Origin of the sequence: Oxyplasma meridianum, assembly GCF_038024865.1 — an archaeon.
Classification (GTDB): domain Archaea; phylum Thermoplasmatota; class Thermoplasmata; order Thermoplasmatales; family Thermoplasmataceae; genus Oxyplasma; species Oxyplasma meridianum.
The window spans coordinates 845,223-862,358 of the sequence record NZ_CP133772.1 but is presented as its reverse complement, the minus strand read 5'-3'; the positions used below and the strand labels follow the sequence as shown (position 1 = coordinate 862,358).

The 17,136-nt window shown below is 39.6% G+C and carries 18 protein-coding genes and 1 tRNA gene; 11 read left to right on the top strand and 8 right to left on the bottom strand.

Annotated elements, in window-relative coordinates:
• Nucleotides 1-4: 4 nt before the first annotated feature.
• Together OXIME_RS04405 and OXIME_RS04400 are read right to left on the bottom strand one after the other, a co-directional pair.
• Entirely contained in the window at nucleotides 5-295 is a 291-nt protein-coding gene (locus tag OXIME_RS04405) for a hypothetical protein (protein WP_393970645.1), read from the bottom strand.
• A 269-nt stretch (nucleotides 296-564) separates the two neighbouring features.
• Complete coding sequence (locus OXIME_RS04400; RefSeq protein WP_393970644.1) at nucleotides 565-1,065, bottom strand: acyl-CoA thioesterase; 501 nt, start codon at nucleotides 1,063-1,065, stop codon at nucleotides 565-567.
• A 155-nt stretch (nucleotides 1,066-1,220) separates the two neighbouring features.
• On the opposite strand from OXIME_RS04400, the gene rpiA reads away from it, so the two are divergent.
• Nucleotides 1,221-1,895 carry a ribose-5-phosphate isomerase RpiA gene (gene rpiA, locus OXIME_RS04395; RefSeq protein WP_393970643.1) on the top strand — a complete coding sequence of 225 codons (675 nt, stop codon included), beginning with the start codon at nucleotides 1,221-1,223 and terminating at the stop codon, nucleotides 1,893-1,895.
• Between the two features lie 18 nt (nucleotides 1,896-1,913).
• Here the strand turns inward: rpiA and OXIME_RS04390 are convergent, their stop codons facing one another.
• From OXIME_RS04390 to OXIME_RS04380, 3 genes are all read right to left on the bottom strand, one after another.
• Nucleotides 1,914-2,279: an SMC-Scp complex subunit ScpB gene (locus OXIME_RS04390; RefSeq protein WP_393970642.1), complete on the bottom strand. Its 366-nt coding sequence runs from the start codon at nucleotides 2,277-2,279 to the stop codon at nucleotides 1,914-1,916.
• A gap of 144 nt (nucleotides 2,280-2,423) precedes the next feature.
• Nucleotides 2,424-2,681, bottom strand: coding sequence for a UPF0147 family protein (locus OXIME_RS04385; protein WP_393970641.1), 258 nt, complete (start codon nucleotides 2,679-2,681; stop codon nucleotides 2,424-2,426).
• A 4-nt stretch (nucleotides 2,682-2,685) separates the two neighbouring features.
• Complete coding sequence (locus tag OXIME_RS04380) at nucleotides 2,686-3,003, bottom strand: Lrp/AsnC family transcriptional regulator (protein WP_393970640.1); 318 nt, start codon at nucleotides 3,001-3,003, stop codon at nucleotides 2,686-2,688.
• Between the two features lie 416 nt (nucleotides 3,004-3,419).
• On the opposite strand from OXIME_RS04380, the gene OXIME_RS04375 reads away from it, so the two are divergent.
• Together OXIME_RS04375 and OXIME_RS04370 are read left to right on the top strand one after the other, a co-directional pair.
• Nucleotides 3,420-3,524 (top strand) — tRNA-Tyr (locus OXIME_RS04375).
• 75 nt (nucleotides 3,525-3,599) lie between these two features.
• Nucleotides 3,600-5,609 (top strand): M13 family metallopeptidase, encoded by a 2,010-nt coding sequence (locus OXIME_RS04370; RefSeq protein ID WP_393970639.1) that lies wholly within the window; start codon nucleotides 3,600-3,602, stop codon nucleotides 5,607-5,609.
• 69 nt (nucleotides 5,610-5,678) lie between these two features.
• On the opposite strand, the gene OXIME_RS04365 is transcribed toward OXIME_RS04370, so the two are convergent.
• Genes OXIME_RS04365 through OXIME_RS04355 form a run of 3 tightly spaced genes read right to left on the bottom strand, consistent with a single transcriptional unit; the run spans nucleotide 5,679 to nucleotide 6,651 of the window.
• The gene (locus OXIME_RS04365) at nucleotides 5,679-5,894 is read right to left on the bottom strand and encodes an LSM domain-containing protein (RefSeq protein WP_393970638.1); all 216 of its coding nucleotides are present in this window, start codon (nucleotides 5,892-5,894) and stop codon (nucleotides 5,679-5,681) included.
• A gap of 9 nt (nucleotides 5,895-5,903) precedes the next feature.
• Entirely contained in the window at nucleotides 5,904-6,065 is a 162-nt protein-coding gene (locus tag OXIME_RS04360; protein ID WP_393970637.1) for a hypothetical protein, read from the bottom strand.
• Nucleotides 6,055-6,651, bottom strand: a complete 597-nt coding sequence (locus OXIME_RS04355; protein ID WP_393970636.1) for an exosome complex RNA-binding protein Csl4 — start codon at nucleotides 6,649-6,651, stop codon at nucleotides 6,055-6,057. Before OXIME_RS04355 ends, OXIME_RS04360 begins: the two co-directional genes overlap by 11 nt.
• Before the next feature lie 118 nt (nucleotides 6,652-6,769).
• Here OXIME_RS04355 and OXIME_RS04350 point away from each other — a divergent pair, with 118 nt between their 5' ends.
• The 8 genes from OXIME_RS04350 to OXIME_RS04315 all read left to right on the top strand — a co-directional run bounded on the left by OXIME_RS04350 (nucleotide 6,770) and on the right by OXIME_RS04315 (nucleotide 17,077).
• Nucleotides 6,770-8,341 carry a DUF5591 domain-containing protein gene (locus tag OXIME_RS04350; protein ID WP_393970635.1) on the top strand — a complete coding sequence of 524 codons (1,572 nt, stop codon included), beginning with the start codon at nucleotides 6,770-6,772 and terminating at the stop codon, nucleotides 8,339-8,341.
• Between the two features lie 92 nt (nucleotides 8,342-8,433).
• On the top strand, nucleotides 8,434-11,370 hold the full coding sequence (locus tag OXIME_RS04345) for a hypothetical protein (RefSeq protein ID WP_393970634.1): 2,937 nt from the start codon (nucleotides 8,434-8,436) through the stop codon (nucleotides 11,368-11,370).
• 9 nt (nucleotides 11,371-11,379) lie between these two features.
• A complete protein-coding gene (locus OXIME_RS04340; RefSeq protein ID WP_393970633.1) occupies nucleotides 11,380-12,063 on the top strand; it encodes a hypothetical protein in 684 nt (227 codons plus the stop codon).
• Complete coding sequence (locus OXIME_RS04335) at nucleotides 12,047-12,550, top strand: hypothetical protein (protein ID WP_393970632.1); 504 nt, start codon at nucleotides 12,047-12,049, stop codon at nucleotides 12,548-12,550. Before OXIME_RS04340 ends, OXIME_RS04335 begins: the two co-directional genes overlap by 17 nt.
• A complete protein-coding gene (locus OXIME_RS04330) occupies nucleotides 12,547-13,515 on the top strand; it encodes an AAA family ATPase (protein WP_393970631.1) in 969 nt (322 codons plus the stop codon). Before OXIME_RS04335 ends, OXIME_RS04330 begins: the two co-directional genes overlap by 4 nt.
• The gene (locus OXIME_RS04325) at nucleotides 13,512-14,825 is read left to right on the top strand and encodes a DUF58 domain-containing protein (RefSeq protein WP_393970630.1); all 1,314 of its coding nucleotides are present in this window, start codon (nucleotides 13,512-13,514) and stop codon (nucleotides 14,823-14,825) included. Before OXIME_RS04330 ends, OXIME_RS04325 begins: the two co-directional genes overlap by 4 nt.
• Nucleotides 14,826-15,695, top strand: coding sequence for a hypothetical protein (locus OXIME_RS04320; RefSeq protein WP_393970629.1), 870 nt, complete (start codon nucleotides 14,826-14,828; stop codon nucleotides 15,693-15,695). It abuts the gene before it with no gap.
• Nucleotides 15,696-15,811: 116 nt separating this feature from the next.
• Nucleotides 15,812-17,077 carry an amidohydrolase family protein gene (locus OXIME_RS04315; RefSeq protein WP_393970628.1) on the top strand — a complete coding sequence of 422 codons (1,266 nt, stop codon included), beginning with the start codon at nucleotides 15,812-15,814 and terminating at the stop codon, nucleotides 17,075-17,077.
• The last annotated feature ends 59 nt before the right edge of the window (nucleotides 17,078-17,136 follow it).

Genomic DNA, 17,136 nt, shown 5'->3' with positions numbered 1-17,136 from the left:
TGAATCATGCCCCTGTGATTATATAGTTAAGAACTGCGTAAAGTGCCCCGCTCATGGCAAAAATATAGATCAGAGTACCTATAAGGGCATTTTTTGTTCGTGTGCGAGCTTCAAACTTTCTGTTCTCGTCAGTGCTGAAATATCCAATTGCTATGGGAATCCAGAGGAGACCTATAAGTACTGCAGAAATGGAAGCAACAACAGCGTAAACACGGTTTATCATAGCAGAAATTTGCTGTGTATCTGTACTAACTGCATTTATTACACTAAGTATATGTATAGCATTAATGACCATAAATACCATAAGTACACACAATATATAATTTTTCTAATGGGAAGTCGGAGGAATCAAGATATCATTGAGCATATACCATGTAAATGGAACCATTCTATTTCGAGGGCTTTGTCTAACATTTATCTAATCAAAATATTTCCATTCTCCACAGTTGGGCAAATGTAGATTTCAAAAAGGAAAATAATAACATAGCAGGCTGATAAAATTAAATGATTGAATACGTTTAAAAAAAACTAAGTTTTATTCCTAGTTCAGGAATCAAAAGAATGTTAATAGGTATCTTGCTTCTTAAGATCCGCCTTGATCTTTGCCAGCAGGGCAAGTCTGTTTTTGCTTCTAATTTCTGCTTCCTCAAATATCCTCTTATCCTCTTCAGTTTCAATTTTCAATCCAGGTACATCTGTTGGTTTTCCATCCTGGTCAACTGCCACATATGTCAGGAAGCTCTTTGTGGCTACTCTTCTTGTTCCTGTAAGGCCTTCCTCGGTGGTAACATTAACCTCTATTTCCATAGTCGATCTGGTTACATAGTTTAGCTTCCCAGTTATTGTTACTATATCTCCCAAATGAATTGGGACAAGAAAGAAAAGACTGTCAATACTTCCTGTGACATTTCTGCGTCTGGAATGTCTTGTGGCGACGATCCCAGCCACATTGTCGATCCATTCAACCAGTCTTCCACCGTAAAGTGCATTGAAAATATTTGTATCAGGGGGGAGAACCAATCTTTCCAATTCAGTGTATGATTCTTTCCAGGATTTGGATTCCATGAAAACTTGATTGCTAATATATATAAGGTTTTTACACAACTTTAATTTGTAAAAATACAAAATAAGATCGCTAAGCTGTTGAAATAGGAAGATTCGTCTTTATGGCAAAGGTTTTTCAACTTCTGAAAAATATTTACAGAAAGGAAGGAATTAAATTGCAAAACACTGATAAAGAAAAGAAAATAGCTGCAAAAGAGGCAGTGCAGTTGATAAAGGACGGAATGATCATTGGCATCGGGACAGGATCTACTGTGAATTATTTCATCGAGGAACTTGGAAAAAAAGTAGCATCAGGTCTGAAAGTTAAGGGGGTATCAAGCTCAACAAAGTCATCTGATCTGGCAAGAAGTTATGGAATAGAAATAATGGATGATTTTGAAGGGACAATGGATATTGACGTCGACGGAGCGGATCAGGTGGATGGAAACGGGAATCTTATTAAAGGTGGTGGAGGAGCACTTTTGAGGGAGAAAATAGTAGCATTCAACAGCAGGAGAGTATGCATAATAGTGGATAGAGAGAAGATGGCGGGTGACAGGTTTGGATCGTTTCCACTGCCCGTTGAAGTGACTCCTTATTTCGCGTCAGGAACAATAAAACATATAGAAAAGCTGGGTTCTCATTGCAAACTCAGGCAGAATGGCAATTTCGTCACAGACAACGGAAATCTTATAGCCGACTGTGAGTTTGGAAAAATCAGTGATCCTTGCATCCTGGAGAAGAAGATTAAATCAATTCCCGGAGTGGTAGAAGTGGGGTTGTTTGTTAATATGACTTCAGAAATCATAGTTGGATCTGAAAACTCTGCCAAATTTATAAAATTGAAATAATGGTATTTCAAAAACCCTTTATTTTGACGATTCTTGAAAGTTCCTTAACTGATCTATGTCCATGTTTATTTCAGCAATCTTATTTGACAGGTCATGGATAATCTCCTCAAGAATCTCTCCAAAACTCTTGGAAAGTTTATAGCCGTGAATAGGTCTTCCTTTACCCTCCTTTTTCATGTTTCGCTTGTTAATCCAACCCTTCCTTCTTAGCCATTGCATGGCAATTGAAACCTCAGGTTGTCTTAAACCCGTTTCCCTTTCAATTTCGACGCTGGTAATCTCGTCTTTGTTTCTTATATATGCCAATGTATAAGCAACGCTTCTTGGTATATCGGATGTTATGAGATATTCAGCTAATTTTTCATTTTCTTCAGACATTACCATTTCAACCCACCTAATTATTATTTTCTATTTAATATTTCTCACGACTTAATAAATATTACCATATCAATATTTGTAAAATTTATCCGGAAAAAATCTAATCGATATAAAAATTCTTTGTCATTTATCTGTGATAAATAAGAAAAATCAAGATTTTGCCAACGCTTCCAATTTGCTTATTATTGTATACAAAGCTGCTCTACCGTGCGAGGGAACATTGGGGTCGTTTGCCATTTCATCTAATGCAGAAACGGCACCTGCGCATCTGAGATCAAGAGACTCACGCCCATTCGATAACCTAGTTTTGGAATCAGTGGCACTCTTTCTTACATTTCTTGGTACAGACGTATCTTGAGCCAGTTCGTCAAGTAAATAATTTATCTCATCATACAGTTTCTGGTCCATCCAATCACGCTCCCATATCCTTTCCCATTTCTTTCTTAATGGAGAGAACCATCATTGTTTTTGATCCTTTTATTCCACTCATCCTGCTCAGTCTGTTCACAACAAATCTCTGGAATTCCTCATAGTCCGGAAACCTGACTTTTATCACTATGTCAAACTGTCCTGTAACAATTAGAACATCCTCAACATTGTTCTCATTTGACAGTTCCTTTCCTATGGCCTCCACAAGATTCACATCAGTCTCTATTCCTATAAGCGCAGTAACTATTTTATTGCCATAATATTTCCCCAGTGTCCCCTTCATTTCGGTCTGTACATCCATATATCTACACTCCCTTTTCTTAACTTGAACTTCTGGATATCAAGTTTCTATATTTTACCGTATGGCTATTTTTCTTAAAAATTTTGCATTGTAGTGAAAATTTAATCCTTTCTAAAATGTTGTTATATTTTGAATAGATTATATCTAATTATATTTCTTGTTTCCATACTTATAAAGATTTAATTTTTTTTAATAAAAAGGATTTAGAAAGAAAGTATGATCAACAAATCCAGTTAATTCTCATCCCAAAAGTTGGAACAGTTTCTCACCCTGACTCACAAAAACTAACAAAAAATTGACCTTACTATTTTCTGTTTAAATGAAAAAAATAATAAACACCAGTCATATCAACTTAAACCTACTGATATCTAACAAAATCGTCAGGCATACCCTGGAGAAAAGTATCAGATGGAAAACCCGGCTTAGCTCAGTTGGTAGAGCGGCGGACTGTAGAGGGTATCCACGGCAACAGGAAAACCGCCGTTATCCGCAGGTCTCTGGTTCAAATCCGGAAGCCGGGACATTTTACAATGTGTTATATAAAGTATATTCTAATCTGAAAGAAAGGCTTATGCCGGTTTATCGGTTCACGCTTTATGAGAATCGACCATTTGAAAGGAAAGTTCCCTCTGATCGGGGAAGACGAAAAACCGGAAGATCCAAAGTTTTCAGTTGAATATATGAATCATTCAGTAGACCCAGCGGAGAACTTTTATGAGTATTCCAACGGAAAATGGCTAGAAACCCACCCTATCCCACCTGACCATTCCTACTGGGGGGCTTCCTCGGAACTCAATGAAAGGAACAGGTATATTCTAGGAAAAATACTGGAAAGATGCGCATTAAGCGCGGATAAAGAAGCTGATCCTGTAAGGAGGATGGTGGGGACATTCTTTATTTCCGCAATGGAAAGGGAGAAAATTGACGCATTAAAATTCAAGCCAATTGAAAAAATAATCAATGTTGTTGAGGGTATAAATTCCTCTGAAGATCTGATAATCGCTTTGTCTAAAATCCATTTGATGGGGATTCCCGGGATGTTTTCTGCGGATTCTGAGATTGATGAGAAAAATAGCTCAATTTATTCTTTCTACATTGAACAGGGGGGTCTAACCCTACCAAACAGGGAGTACTACCTGTTGGATTCATTTAAAGAGATCAGGGAACAGTACAGAAAACATATTGAAAATATGCTGGTTCTGTACGGTTATGATGATGCTGAGGGAGAGGATTTCTCAGCCAGGATACTGAACCTGGAAACTGGACTGGCCAAATCAAGCAGAAGTCCTGTTGAGCTTAGAGATCCCGAAAAGAACTACAATAGAATGGGAATGAAAGATATTGAAGAGAAGTTTCCGGAAATGAAATTCAGGACTTACTTTTCAGGAATTGGTCTGGGAGATCTTGATTATGTCATCGCTGGTCAACCCGAGTTTTTCCAGAATCTTGGAAGAATGTTGAAGGAAGTGCCACTTGAAGACTGGAAAATATACCTTAAATGGAAAATTATCAGTGCAACAGCACCCTATCTTCACTCCGAGGCGGAAGCTGAAAACTTTGATTTCTTTCACAGAAAACTGTTCGATCAGAAGGAACCGGAAAAGAGGTGGAAAACGGCGGTGTCAGTCATAGATTCTCACATTGGCGAAGCAATTGGAAAATTATATGTGGAAGAAGAATTCGGGGAGGATTCCAGGAAAAGAATGAACGAAATGGTGGAGGACCTGAAAGAAGTATTCATGGAGAGACTTAAAACACTGGAATGGATGAGCGATGCTACAAAGGAAAAGGCAATCGAGAAGTTCAAAAAGTTCAGAACAAAGATAGGCTATCCTTCAAAATTCATAGATTATTCTCCCATAAGGATTGAAAAGGATGATTACCTTGGGAACGTGCTGAGATCCAATGAGTTCAAGTTCAGAAGGCGTATGGTAAGGGTAAATAAACCTGTGGACAGGGAATTATGGGAAATGACACCACCCACAGTCAACGCGTATTTTTCTCCCACAGAGAACGAGATAGTTTTTCCTGCCGGCATTCTCCAGCCCCCATTCTTTGACAGCACTCTCGATGATGCCGTAAATTATGGTGCAACAGGTGGGACAATTGCTCACGAGATCACTCACGGCTTCGATGACGAAGGGCGAAAGTACGACGCTGAAGGTAATATAAAGGAATGGTGGACTAAGGAAGACGAAAGTGAATTTATGAGAAGATCAAAAAAGGTTGTTGAACTGTACAGTGCACAGGAAGTACTCCCCGGTCTTCATGTAAATGGTGAACTTACCCTGGGGGAAAATATAGCGGACATAGGCGGAGTGAGCATTGCTTACGAAGCCCTGAAAAGGAGATTAAGAAAACATCCAGAGATGAATGTAAAGATTGATGGACTAACACCAGAACAGAGATTTTTTATCGGTTGGGCTCAATCCTGGAGGATGAACATTAGAGACCAGACGCTTAAGTGGCAGGTTTCAAATGATCCCCACTCCCCTGATAATCTCAGATCTGAACTGCCAGTCTATGTGCATGAGGATTTCGAAAAGGTGTTTGGCGAACTATCAAAGAAAGGTCATTCAAAAGTTGAAAAGATAAAAATCTGGTGAAACCAGATCATAATTTTTGAAAATAATTTCAATTCCGCTACTTTAAATTTCAATTCAAAAAATGAGGGTTTACTTTGCAACGATCCTTACAACGTTGCTGCCCCTAATGACCACAGTACCAAGTTTTCTTGTAAGGCTCTCAGCATTTTCCTGTACCTCATCAAGAACCATGTTCATGTATTCATCATAACCGGTGAGCCTTCCTTCCAGAATACGGTTATCCTTCAATAGCAAAGCTACCTGCTTGTTTAAATTTTCTTCCAGCATTTTCATTGGCATTATCATTTCTTTACCTCAGTTATATTCGTCTTCGTCAAGATTTTCTTCTCTACCCATAACAACCTGTATAAGTCCCTTAAGGACTTCCTTTACGTCCTCAAGTTCCTTGCGCATGGTTACTACTTCTCTGGAAAGCTGTTCCACATTTTTAATCTTATCTGCATTATTATCTTTCATATCCATCACCAAAAGTTAAAACTTCTCCATAATCATCGGCAATTTTTCTCAGATCAGTCATCTCACAGTTGTCGCAGTAAAGTGTTCCATTCTTCAGTATCATTGGGTTTCTGCACCTGTCGCACAGTGTTTTCAGTACACCGTAATGTTTCCCAGTTATTGAAATATCAGGGGTTCCCCGAAATATCTTCACAACCCTTGCTCTTACAAGGTCACCGATTCTGAGAAGGTTTCTTCCAATATCTCTCCTGTTTCCGCTATCTCCAAGCCTGAGATTTGATTCACCATGGTAATATATAAGTTCATCGTCCTTACGGCATATGGCACCTATGCTGACTATTGCAAAACGCTGATCCAGTTTTACTACCTGCCCATATACAATATCACCTGGCTTGGGAACTACCTTAGTTTTCATCTTCCTTACAGACACTATAAGATCTTTTTCATCCCTCTGGACAGTTCCACTAATGGTTGCAATTACTTTACCATCTTCCTCCAGTGTGTTTTTTCCTGGCACATATTCTTCCGTTGTAGATAATTCCTGGCCGGGGGTTGCAATCTCTATTTTCTTGGTGTTTGTTCTCATTATGTCTACTTATCCCAAAACAGTTAATTTATTGACCTATTAAACCTTTGACATTATACATCTCAAATTATTTCTATTCGACCCTGGCTTAGATTTAAGAAAGAACATACTATCTCCGATGGTGTTCAAGGACAACAACTTCTTCGGCTTTGCCAGAACAGGCATTGCAGGCGAAAGGTGGGAATACCCCATTATTTTAAACACGCAGAATCAGGAAGAGTTTCTCAACTCTGGAGAAGAACTCATTATTCTTGGAAACAGATTCAAAAAAGTTATCACTTATCCGGAGACAATAAGAAGCATTGGAAATAGGGGATTTGAAGAATCTGAAGATATGGTGATGATGTTAAATACTCTGGAAATTATAGAACGTCCAAAGCAGTTTGTAAGCAGGATTATTTCTATAAGGAACGAAATTGGGTGGAAGAAGTTGATCTATGCGCCAGGAATAGGTGATCCTTTCCTGATTCCTGTCCTTGTATACCTGGGGATAAGCGTGTTTGATGATATATTTCTGCGGAAACAGAGTTACAGAGGTCTCAGATACACTCCGGTAGGAGTGATAAAGGATGGGTCACCACTGGAATCCAACCAAAATTTTGTTAGAGGTGAGATGGCAGTTATCAGGGAGAGCATAAGGAACGGAACATTGCGGGAGATGGTTGAAAAGGTCCAGTTTTCTTCAAAGGCTCTTGAGATCCTGAGAATCCTGGATTTTTCAAGCTATGAAATCATTGAACCTGTTTTTCCATCCAGAACCCCATACATAATGGCAAATAGCATAGAATCACTTGAAAGGCCAGATCTTAAAAGATATAGGGAAAAAATTACAAACAGTTATGAAAAACCAGTGAACAGGGAAGTAGCCCTGATCATGCCATGTTCTGCCAGAAAACCATATTCAACTTCAAGAACGCACATGGAAATTCTTTCCCGTATAGGTGAGTTCAGACAATATATCCATGAGCTCATAGTTACCTCACCAGTAGCCCTTGTTCCACGTGAATTGGAAAATATATACCCGGCAATGTTTTACAACATACCTGTTGTGGGGCACTGGTATGAAGACGAGAAGGTCATTATGAAAAATACCCTGTCAGCATACCTGAAAAGAAATACTTATAAAAAAATCATAGCATATATAACTGAAGATCTCGAATTCATTTCCGAAATCCTTCCGTCGGATTCTTTAATAATGGCGGGGGACATTAAATCTGAGTCAAATCTTAGATGGCTATATTCAGCCCTGGAAAGCACACTTAAGGAAACTGATCTGAAAAGAGGCAGCAGGATGGATCAGCATGTGTCAAGATCCAAATTTCAATTCGGCAACTGGATTGAGAAATATATTGAGGGTGCAAAGGTAATCAATAATTATAACCAGGAGATGCTGGTTGTTGAAGGAAAGCCTGCAATAGTTTTCAATGAAAACCTTGGAAAATATACAATAAACAAATCATCTGCAAAGTGGTTCATTGAGAATGGAAAGTTTTTGGTTGAGATAGATGATTTCAAGCCAACCTCCAACGTCTATCCGGTGGGTGTAGTGGATGCAACTGAAGACATAAGAACTGAAGATGAAGTTGTCCTTCATCATAAGGGAGAGGTTAAGGGTGTTGGTATTGCCAAAATGCCATTCAGAGCCATGAAGGAACTTAAAAAAGGTATTGCAGTAAAGGTCAGAAATTAATCTATTTACATTGCTAAATTATTTATAGTACATGGGACTGAATCATGATATTGTCACCAAAATCTCTGGCTCTTTTAGTGGTAGGGGCGTTAATGATTCCTACTGTCTTTGCCGCATTGCCCATGACCTATCCCAGTTCAAACCCTGTCCCGGTTGATCATGTTTTCGAGAATCAGAAAATTGAATCAGGTTTATCCCAGCTTGAAGGAGTAGCAAGCTCCACAGGATTCGGCAATAGTGGATTAAACACTTCAAACGTTCCAAGCTTCCTGTTATCACTGATCCATTATCTTGAGGATTTGATTAAGGATTTAATTGGCAACATTCGTGGGCTTTCAAACGGTGTTCAAACCACCGGCTTTTCGTCAACAAGCTCTTCTTCTGTGGTAATTCAAGGCTACATTACCAACGCCTCATCCAGTAACCTTCCTGTATCAAATTCAGGGTTAACCGTTTCTGAGAACCAGTATTATACCCAGATATTTACAGATTCAAATGGTTATTACACATATGACATGGTTCATCAGGGAAAGGGAGATCTTTCATACTTTGTGCAGGGTTACAATGCTAAAATTGTAGCCATTGACACAATTGGCCTTTCAAGTGCCTGGGTCAATGTTTCAATAACCCCTGCATCCAGGTATATTATCAATGGGTTGACTGAATTCAGCAACAAAACATTGGTTCCTGATGTTAAGATAGATTTTTCCAATAAATTTGGAAGTTTTACAACATATTCGTCGCAAGATTCCAGGTATTCCATCAATGTTCCAAACGGTACTTACGGAATAACCATATCCAAAAGTGGAATGAATCCAATTCCCAATCCTTATTATATTATAGTGTCCGGAAAATCAATCAATGATTTCAATCTCATCATAAATGTTTCTGCGAAGGATCAGTTCAATGTTTCCGGTTTCATATTTAATCGCGAAAATAAAACTATTTCCGGAGCAACAGTGGGTCTATATGGAAGCCCCTCAAGCAACACCACCACAAATGGCACCGGTGCTTACAGGATAAGGGTTCCATATGGGTTGGACATAATCACCGCAGTGGATGCCGCCTATGGTTATAATTACACAGAAAGAGATGTTACAGGCAACCTCACAGATGTGAATATCACTCTCAACCTCAAGGATCCAATGTCTGCCGGGTCCACTGTTGGGCAGCAGAACAGTACAAACGTATCAAAAAATATACCAGGAAACATTACAAAATACCTCAAGGGGAACAATTCAAGGGTAAATTATTCCAACAGCACTCTTAATCTCACCATGAGTGGAAACATAACAAATTCCATGGACGGAAAGCCTCTGTCTGATACAGAGGTCATATTCTATACCGACATAAATGGAACTGTATTTGCTGAAAATGTCAGTACAAATGGCACGGGTTATTATAAGCTGGGTCTCTCCTACACGGGAAACTACTCTTTTGCGGTGAATGCCACTTTCTATCACCCATATTTCTTCAATATCAGCATAACAGCAAATACAACCCATAACTTTTCCATGGTTCCACTTCAGTCCCATATTTTCTATGTAAGCGGCTACGTTAAGATATTTGGTCCAAATATCGGAATTTCCGGTTCCACTGTCAGCCTGTATTCAAGTATAGGGGAACTTGTGGAATTTAACTTAACCAACACCACCGGATATTACCGCATATACTCCATAAATGGCCTTTATTCAATAAATGCATCGGCCTATGGCTTTACAGGGTCAAAATCAGTGGGCATATCACTTAATAGAAACATAACTGACGTGAACTTCTCCATGAACATTTCAGCTGACTTGGGAAATGGAATAGGTCAGCTTCCCCCAGGTTCCGGAACAGGAATACCCGGATTGAGCGGACCGTCAGTATCATCACAGCTGAACGGTTCCTCTGCATCTTCCAATGCAACAGGTTCCGGCCCTGTTAATCTTACCATCCACCTGGAGAACCTAACAGGATATCTGTCAAATACGCAGTATGAAATATATTTCATGATTGACGGAAGCCAATACAGGTCAACAGGAACCACCAATGCTACGGGAAACGTTACCTTCAAATTAAACGTTAAGGGCAACTTTACAGTACTGGCAGAAACACTTTACAATCATGGGAATGCAACAGTTGTGGATGTTGAAAAGAATACAAACAGAACACTAAAGCTTAACCCTGTACCTGTGTTCACTGATATACTTGAGATTCACAATGCATTCAATTCAACCTATGCAAACAACAGTGTACCTTTGAATTATCTGAACCAGACCCAAAATTACATATTCAGTATAAGTTACAACGGAACAAGGATGGTTGGAATAAACAGGACCTATTATTTCAGGCTGCCTGAAGGCAACTATTCATTCCAATACTCCAACAGCTATTTTGTCCAGAAGAGTTTCTGGTCAAATGTAACCACAGACAACGTAACTTCAACCGTATATATTTATCCTTATCTGATAATAATTCATGCAAACTCGTCAGGGGAATGGTATTATAATATTAATGGAATTGATAGCTCTGTAATGAAAGGGGAGAGAAAGGAACAGATCAATATAACAAGAGAACAGGCAGGATCCAACAGTATTCAGGTTGGTATAGTGCTTAACGGGAGTTTCTCATCTGTATATTCAAAAACCGTTTATCTTTCTCCGGGTAAAAATATATTCAACGTCTATTCAAACATGACCAACGGGGTATACAGCACAGATAATACAACGGAATTTATTTCCGGAAATGATATCTACGTGAATGGCACCTTAAATCTCAGCAGCAACGACTATCTTTATTCAGTGAATCTTTCAATAAATACAAGTTCCTCAAATATAATCAACGCAAGTATGAGTATTGCTGGTTCAAAGGTTAATGTTTACCGCAATGACGGTTTCATCAATCTGACATCATATATGAAAATCACATCAAATCCGGAAAGCGTAAATATAAAACTTGTGAAGAATACAAATTTCTTCAGTTTCAGCAGCCCTGTGACATTGCATGCATATTACATGTATGTCACAGTTAATGGGAGTTATTCCTGAGGTGAAAAAATGGGCATATTAAATAGAAAACCGTTAAAGAAATCAAAGGTAGCAAAGCCAGAAAAGGCAGCTAAGCAAAAGAGAGATAAGAAGAAGAACTCAGTCTCCAGTCCAGTGGAAAGGATTGTGGAGGTTAAGACAATTGGTGACATAACACCAATAGTAGAAACAAGGAAACTCATAGGGAACCAGCAATACAGGGAGGCTGTAATACTTGCATACAATTCTGTAAAGAACGACTACATAAGGTATTTTTCTGAACCTTCAGTTTCAAATGAGAGCAATAGATACTTCTTCATAAGATCTCTGAAAGCCTTCGGAATTGAAATACCTGAAACAGGCTATGTGGACAACCATGCAATAGTGGAGGCAATGGCCTCTGCTCCGGAACCTGAAGAAAAACTGGCAGAGAAGTTAAGCGCACTGAAAAAACTCACCCTATTTTATCTGGATCTTTATGAAAAGGCCAGATTCTCAAAGGATTATGTTGTAGATGAAAGCACCATAGTTAACAAACTTATTGACATATATAACTACATGGATATCGCGAAACTCTATTTCCCAAATGTCGAAATAAGGAAAGTTAAGGAAAACATTGAGACAGAAGCAGAGGACAGCCAGAAAGAAAGATTTGAGGAAAAAGGGCAGGAAAAAGAGGGCAACGGGGAGAGTGAAGTTGTCAATCCTGAATAGTGTTATAGGTACTTTTTTAAGTATCTGGGTAAATAATATCCGGGCATACCCACTTCTTCTATTCAGATTCCTGATCCCTGTTATACTCATATTCGGAGCCACATTCTCACTTCAGAGAAGGTCAAGAAAGACCAAACTTGACAGTCTGCCAACTATAGAGCAGAAAAGGGAAAAATTCCTTGTTCCAAAAGATTTCTTCAACAAGGAGCTGGAGTTTATAAAAAATGATGATTACAGACATTACCTCAATCCAATACTCAAGGAGATGGAAAACATGGAGACCATAAGGCGGAATCTCAAGATACTCATGAAGAGATACTCAAAATACGAAAACATGAGCCAGTCCTCATATTCAAGAAGAAAAAAGAAGGGGCTGCAACTCAGAAACGAAACGTTCAACCAGATACTGGAAACATACGGACATGTTAAAAAGATGAAATTTAGCACAGTGGAGATAGAACAGATGGAAAAGGAGAGGGTCCTATGACAGAACTTGATTTGACAGATCTGCAGGATGTAAGAAAAAGCGTAAAGGATATTGAGATGGCAATTGGAAAGAGAGTTATCGGTTCAGAGAAGATCATCAGGTTCATGTTCATCTCCCTAATGAGTGGAAACCATATTCTTCTGGAGGGGGTTCCAGGACTGGCAAAAACAATGCTGGCCAGCGAATTCGCGAGAAATCTCTGCATGGATTTCAAAAGAATTCAGTTCACACCTGATATGCTTCCATCAGATATTACAGGAAGCATAGTTTTCAACCTGGAAACAAGGAAAATGGAATTCAGGAAGGGTCCGTTATTCGCCAATGTTCTCCTTGCAGATGAAATAAACAGAACACCTCCAAAGGTCCAGTCGGCTCTTCTGGAGGGCATGGAGGAAAAGCATGTATCTGTTGGAGGTATTATAAATCCACTTCCAGAGCCTTTTCTTGCAATTGCCACACAGAACCCAATTGAGCAGGAAGGGACATTCCCGCTGGCTGAAGCGCTCATGGACAGATTCCTTTTCAGAACCATCCTGACCTATCCTACAAGGGAGGAGGAGCTGAGAATACTGAAATCAATAACCGATCCTCCACATGAAGAAGAACCCGTTCTTGATGGGTCGAAGATAATAATGCTCAGGGGGGAGATGAAAAAAGTCTATGCCAGCGAAGAGATCATTACTTATGTCGTGGACATAATAAGAAAGACAAGAGAACATAATCTCATATTCGTAGGTGCAAGTCCAAGGACAACAACAAAGTACCTGAATGCAGCAAAGGCCAATGCCTTCCTGAATGGCAGGGATTACGTCATTCCTGAAGATATAAAATACATGAGCCGTGAACTTTTGAATCACCGCCTCATACTCAGGCCTGAAGCTATGATCGAGAACGGGAATGATGTATTGGGTACACTCAACAGAATTATTGACGAATTAATTTCGGAAGTTGATACGCCTAAATGATAAGAAAATCAGGATATCTTCTGCTGGCCATACTTTCTTACGGAATATTCGAGGCAATCCTTCTTGGATATCCCTACTACATAGCACTTGCAGTTATCCTGTTTTTCGTGGTTTCGTCAGATATAATTTTATTCAACAGGGGTCCTGCTATTGATCTTTACAATGTTGACACAGAAAGAATCATACCTGGAAAAACATCCAGAAAGTTTCAGAAGGTAAACATAGAGATAATTTTCAGAAATAAGGGTAAAAAAAGAGTCTATTTTCACTACTTTGATACGCTTTCGGATGTCTTCGAAAGCTCAGGTGAATACGAGGGTTTTCTTTCCCTTGAACCAGGGGACGAAGTAAAGAGGCATTATTTAATAGAATCAATAGCCATTGGGAAATACAAGATTGGCCCGGTTAAGGTTTACACACAGGATCCAATGAAACTCTGCCTTGTGGAATACATTATACCAAGAATAGATGAAGTGAGCGTGGCGCCGGCAATATCTGATATTCATACACAGAGAAGTGAGAGACTCAGCAACTTCATATTCTACATGGGTGTTCACTACTCAAGAAAAGTCGGTCAGGGATATGATTTCTATGGTGTCAGGCAGTACACTGAAAGCGATGATTTCAGGTATGTTGCCTGGAACCGGTACGGGGCTATAAATGGTGAAGATCTATACATTAAGCAGATGGAAGAGGAGAAACCCATTGATGTGATATTCGCTATGGACTACAGCTGGAACGTCAATCAGGGTACAGCAGAGAAGAGGATGTTTGACAGGATAGTCAACGTGGTTATCAATGCATCCTATGCAATACTCAAGAATCACGACGGCGTTGGTTTCATGGTGGATTCCTCCGCACACGACCATTTTATCCCGCCAACAAAATCTGAAGAATCGGTAAAGAATCTTGAGAAGCTGGTGTCAGAAATAAGGCCGGACGGAACATTCAATATTCTGCCGCTTATGGATAAGCTGAAGAAAAAGATAAAAAAGAATGCCCTGATTTTCCTGATAAGCCCATTTTCATATCCTGAAGCATTTCATGGAGGAGATCCCAGGGATTACAAAATAGGGAAAAGAGTGTTTATGTTCCTTGTGGATCCAAGAGATTTCACGGAATCCAAAGAGGATCCGGTCTATAAGAAACTTCTTACCAGCGCAGAAATCGTGGAAAGAGGATACCTGAACAATGCTGCTAAATTCTTTCAGAGCATAGGACTGAAGAGCTCAGTGGCAAGGGAGAATGATCTCCTGATGAGGATCATGTCGGAATACAGATACGGAAAGATGACAAACGAGGGGTATTAAATGGATCAGTCTGCTAAAAGAATTCCTGTCAATCTTCTTATAATCTCCCCTGCCATACTCCTTATCTTCTACATTGTACCAAAAATAGACACTTCTCTATACCTATCCATGCTTGCAGTCATTATGGCGATACCATTCATAAAACATCTTACGCCGTTGAAAATATCCAGATTTGTATACCCTGTATCAGTGATTGCCGGGGCACTTGTTTTCTTAAACACTATACTCATTGGAACCGGTATAATTTCTCCAATATTCCTTTTGGGAAGAATAAGGATTCCACTTACCCTCACCAGCTCAATCACTTTCTTTTTCAGCCTTGGGATAATTTTTGCAGTTGAGGGGATATTTGCAAAAAGAATTCATGGATCAATATCATATCTTTTCCTGTCACTTGGAACTTTTCTTGACCAGCTTGCAATAGCGCACACCATGACATATACCGGTGTAAGCTATTTTACCGCTGCCTACTCCGTTTACCTTAGTGAAGCAATGGCAATTTTTACGCTTATACTTAACGGATACCAGCTGGCCCTTCCTCTTGCTGATACACGTTTCAACATCGATCCGTTTCTGCTTCTTACATTTTCATTTGTTGTGGTGGGTTTCATAGCTTCATTCCTTATTGAAAAGGATGAAGATCGTTCCGTAAGGGCCAACTCCCTCCCATATCCAATTATTACAGGTGCAATGATTGGATTTGCAGTTTTTGTTGGAGTAGACGTGCTTTCCAGATATGGTCTTCAGATATTTGGGGTATCGGTTGCCATCCTCATCATGATCATAGTTGTGCGAAAAAGTTCAAAATCTGCTGACAACCTGGCAAAGAGGAAGATGAAGGAGACAGAGGCAAAGTTGAAAGAAGGATGAGTTATCTGAATCGTTTAATTGGCTTTTTAGACAGAAGCTGAAAACCATGATAAATTAGACGCATTCAAAGGGTTTCAAGTCGGGCAAAGATATAAATGATCCTGCCATAACCTCTTATGCAAAGCACTCTAATCCGGGATGCAATTATAGTTACGCAGAACAGCAAAAGGGAGGTCAGGAGAGGAAATATTCTCATTAAGGGCAATATAATAAGCCAGGTTGGAGAAACTTCCCATGATGCTGATATGACAATAGATGCCGGAAAAAATATAATCCTGCCCGGCTTCATCAATACTCATTGCCATGTTGCCATGTCGCATCTCAAAAACAGGCTGGACGATGTCCCTCTGCAGAAGTTTCTTGATATGACATTCAAACTTGATTCAGGACGCACCGCGGAAGGCCTATATAATTCATCCATGCTGGGAATCTCCGAGATGATAAACAACGGGATAACCTCATTCGCAGATCTCTACTATTCAGAAGATATTATAGCCAGGGCTGTTATGGATTCAGGCATCCGCGGCTACCTGTCATGGGTTACACTGGACAGGAAATACACAACACAGGAGGGCGACACAGTTGACAACGCTGAGAAATTTATAAAAGAATTTACGGGAAAGGACCGAATTACCCCTTCTGTTGGCATACAGGGGATATATGTCGCCGGGGACGATATCTATTCTTCGGTCTCAGAGTTGGCAAAAAGACATGGCACAATTATTCACACTCATCTTGCAGAGACAAGGGAAGAAGTTTACAACTTTGTCAAGACACACAACGGGAAGAGGCCGATTGAACATCTTTCGGACATTGGGTTCCTGACTGAAAACGTTCTGGCGGCACACACCGTCTGGGCAACTCTCAGGGAAGTAAAGCTTATAGCAAAAGCCGGAACAAAAGTCTCGTGGAATTCCGTTAGCAATTTCAAGCTTGGTGTTGGCGGTGTACCTCCTATACCTGAGATGATGACGAATGGAGTTACAATCTCAATGGGCACTGACAGTAACGGAAGCAACAACTCCTTGAATATGTTGGAAGCCATGAAATTCTCAGCTTTATCTGTAAAAAACGAGCGCTGGAATCCTTCTCTCCTAAAGGCACAGGAGATACTTGATATGGCAACTGTAAATGGTGCAAGGTCACTTGGTGATGAAACAATAGGATCAATTGAAACAGGAAAAAAAGCCGATATAATCATGGTGGATTCCACCATGCCAAACATTTTCCCGGTTACAGAAGAAAATGCAGTGAACAGCATTGTATATTCTGCAAATCCATCAAATATCAAGATGGTTATGGTGGATGGAAAGATCCTTAAAGGGGTTGGAAAAGACTTTCCAGTAGATGGAAGAACTATGAAAGATAAGATATTCACTTAATTTTTACTAAAAATATAAATATAAAAATCCCGGATAAAGTATATAAATACTTGTCACAT

Excerpts from the sequence above, each read along its gene's own strand:
- OXIME_RS04365 (WP_393970638.1), bottom strand. The coding sequence starts at position 5,894 with ATGATAATGCCAATGAAAATGCTGGAAGAAAATTTAAACAAGCAGGTA.
- OXIME_RS04380 (WP_393970640.1), bottom strand. The coding sequence starts at position 3,003 with ATGGATGTACAGACCGAAATGAAGGGGACACTGGGGAAATATTATGGC.
- OXIME_RS04385 (WP_393970641.1), bottom strand. The coding sequence starts at position 2,681 with ATGGACCAGAAACTGTATGATGAGATAAATTATTTACTTGACGAACTG.
- OXIME_RS04325 (WP_393970630.1), top strand. The coding sequence starts at position 13,512 with ATGATAAGAAAATCAGGATATCTTCTGCTGGCCATACTTTCTTACGGA.
- OXIME_RS04405 (WP_393970645.1), bottom strand. The coding sequence starts at position 295 with ATGGTCATTAATGCTATACATATACTTAGTGTAATAAATGCAGTTAGT.
- OXIME_RS04390 (WP_393970642.1), bottom strand. The coding sequence starts at position 2,279 with ATGGTAATGTCTGAAGAAAATGAAAAATTAGCTGAATATCTCATAACA.
- OXIME_RS04360 (WP_393970637.1), bottom strand. The coding sequence starts at position 6,065 with ATGAAAGATAATAATGCAGATAAGATTAAAAATGTGGAACAGCTTTCC.
- OXIME_RS04345 (WP_393970634.1), top strand. The coding sequence starts at position 8,434 with ATGATTCCTACTGTCTTTGCCGCATTGCCCATGACCTATCCCAGTTCA.
- OXIME_RS04400 (WP_393970644.1), bottom strand. The coding sequence starts at position 1,065 with ATGGAATCCAAATCCTGGAAAGAATCATACACTGAATTGGAAAGATTG.
- OXIME_RS04330 (WP_393970631.1), top strand. The coding sequence starts at position 12,547 with ATGACAGAACTTGATTTGACAGATCTGCAGGATGTAAGAAAAAGCGTA.
- OXIME_RS04315 (WP_393970628.1), top strand. The coding sequence starts at position 15,812 with ATGCAAAGCACTCTAATCCGGGATGCAATTATAGTTACGCAGAACAGC.
- OXIME_RS04350 (WP_393970635.1), top strand. The coding sequence starts at position 6,770 with ATGGTGTTCAAGGACAACAACTTCTTCGGCTTTGCCAGAACAGGCATT.
- OXIME_RS04340 (WP_393970633.1), top strand. The coding sequence starts at position 11,380 with ATGGGCATATTAAATAGAAAACCGTTAAAGAAATCAAAGGTAGCAAAG.
- OXIME_RS04320 (WP_393970629.1), top strand. The coding sequence starts at position 14,826 with ATGGATCAGTCTGCTAAAAGAATTCCTGTCAATCTTCTTATAATCTCC.
- OXIME_RS04370 (WP_393970639.1), top strand. The coding sequence starts at position 3,600 with ATGAGAATCGACCATTTGAAAGGAAAGTTCCCTCTGATCGGGGAAGAC.
- OXIME_RS04355 (WP_393970636.1), bottom strand. The coding sequence starts at position 6,651 with ATGAGAACAAACACCAAGAAAATAGAGATTGCAACCCCCGGCCAGGAA.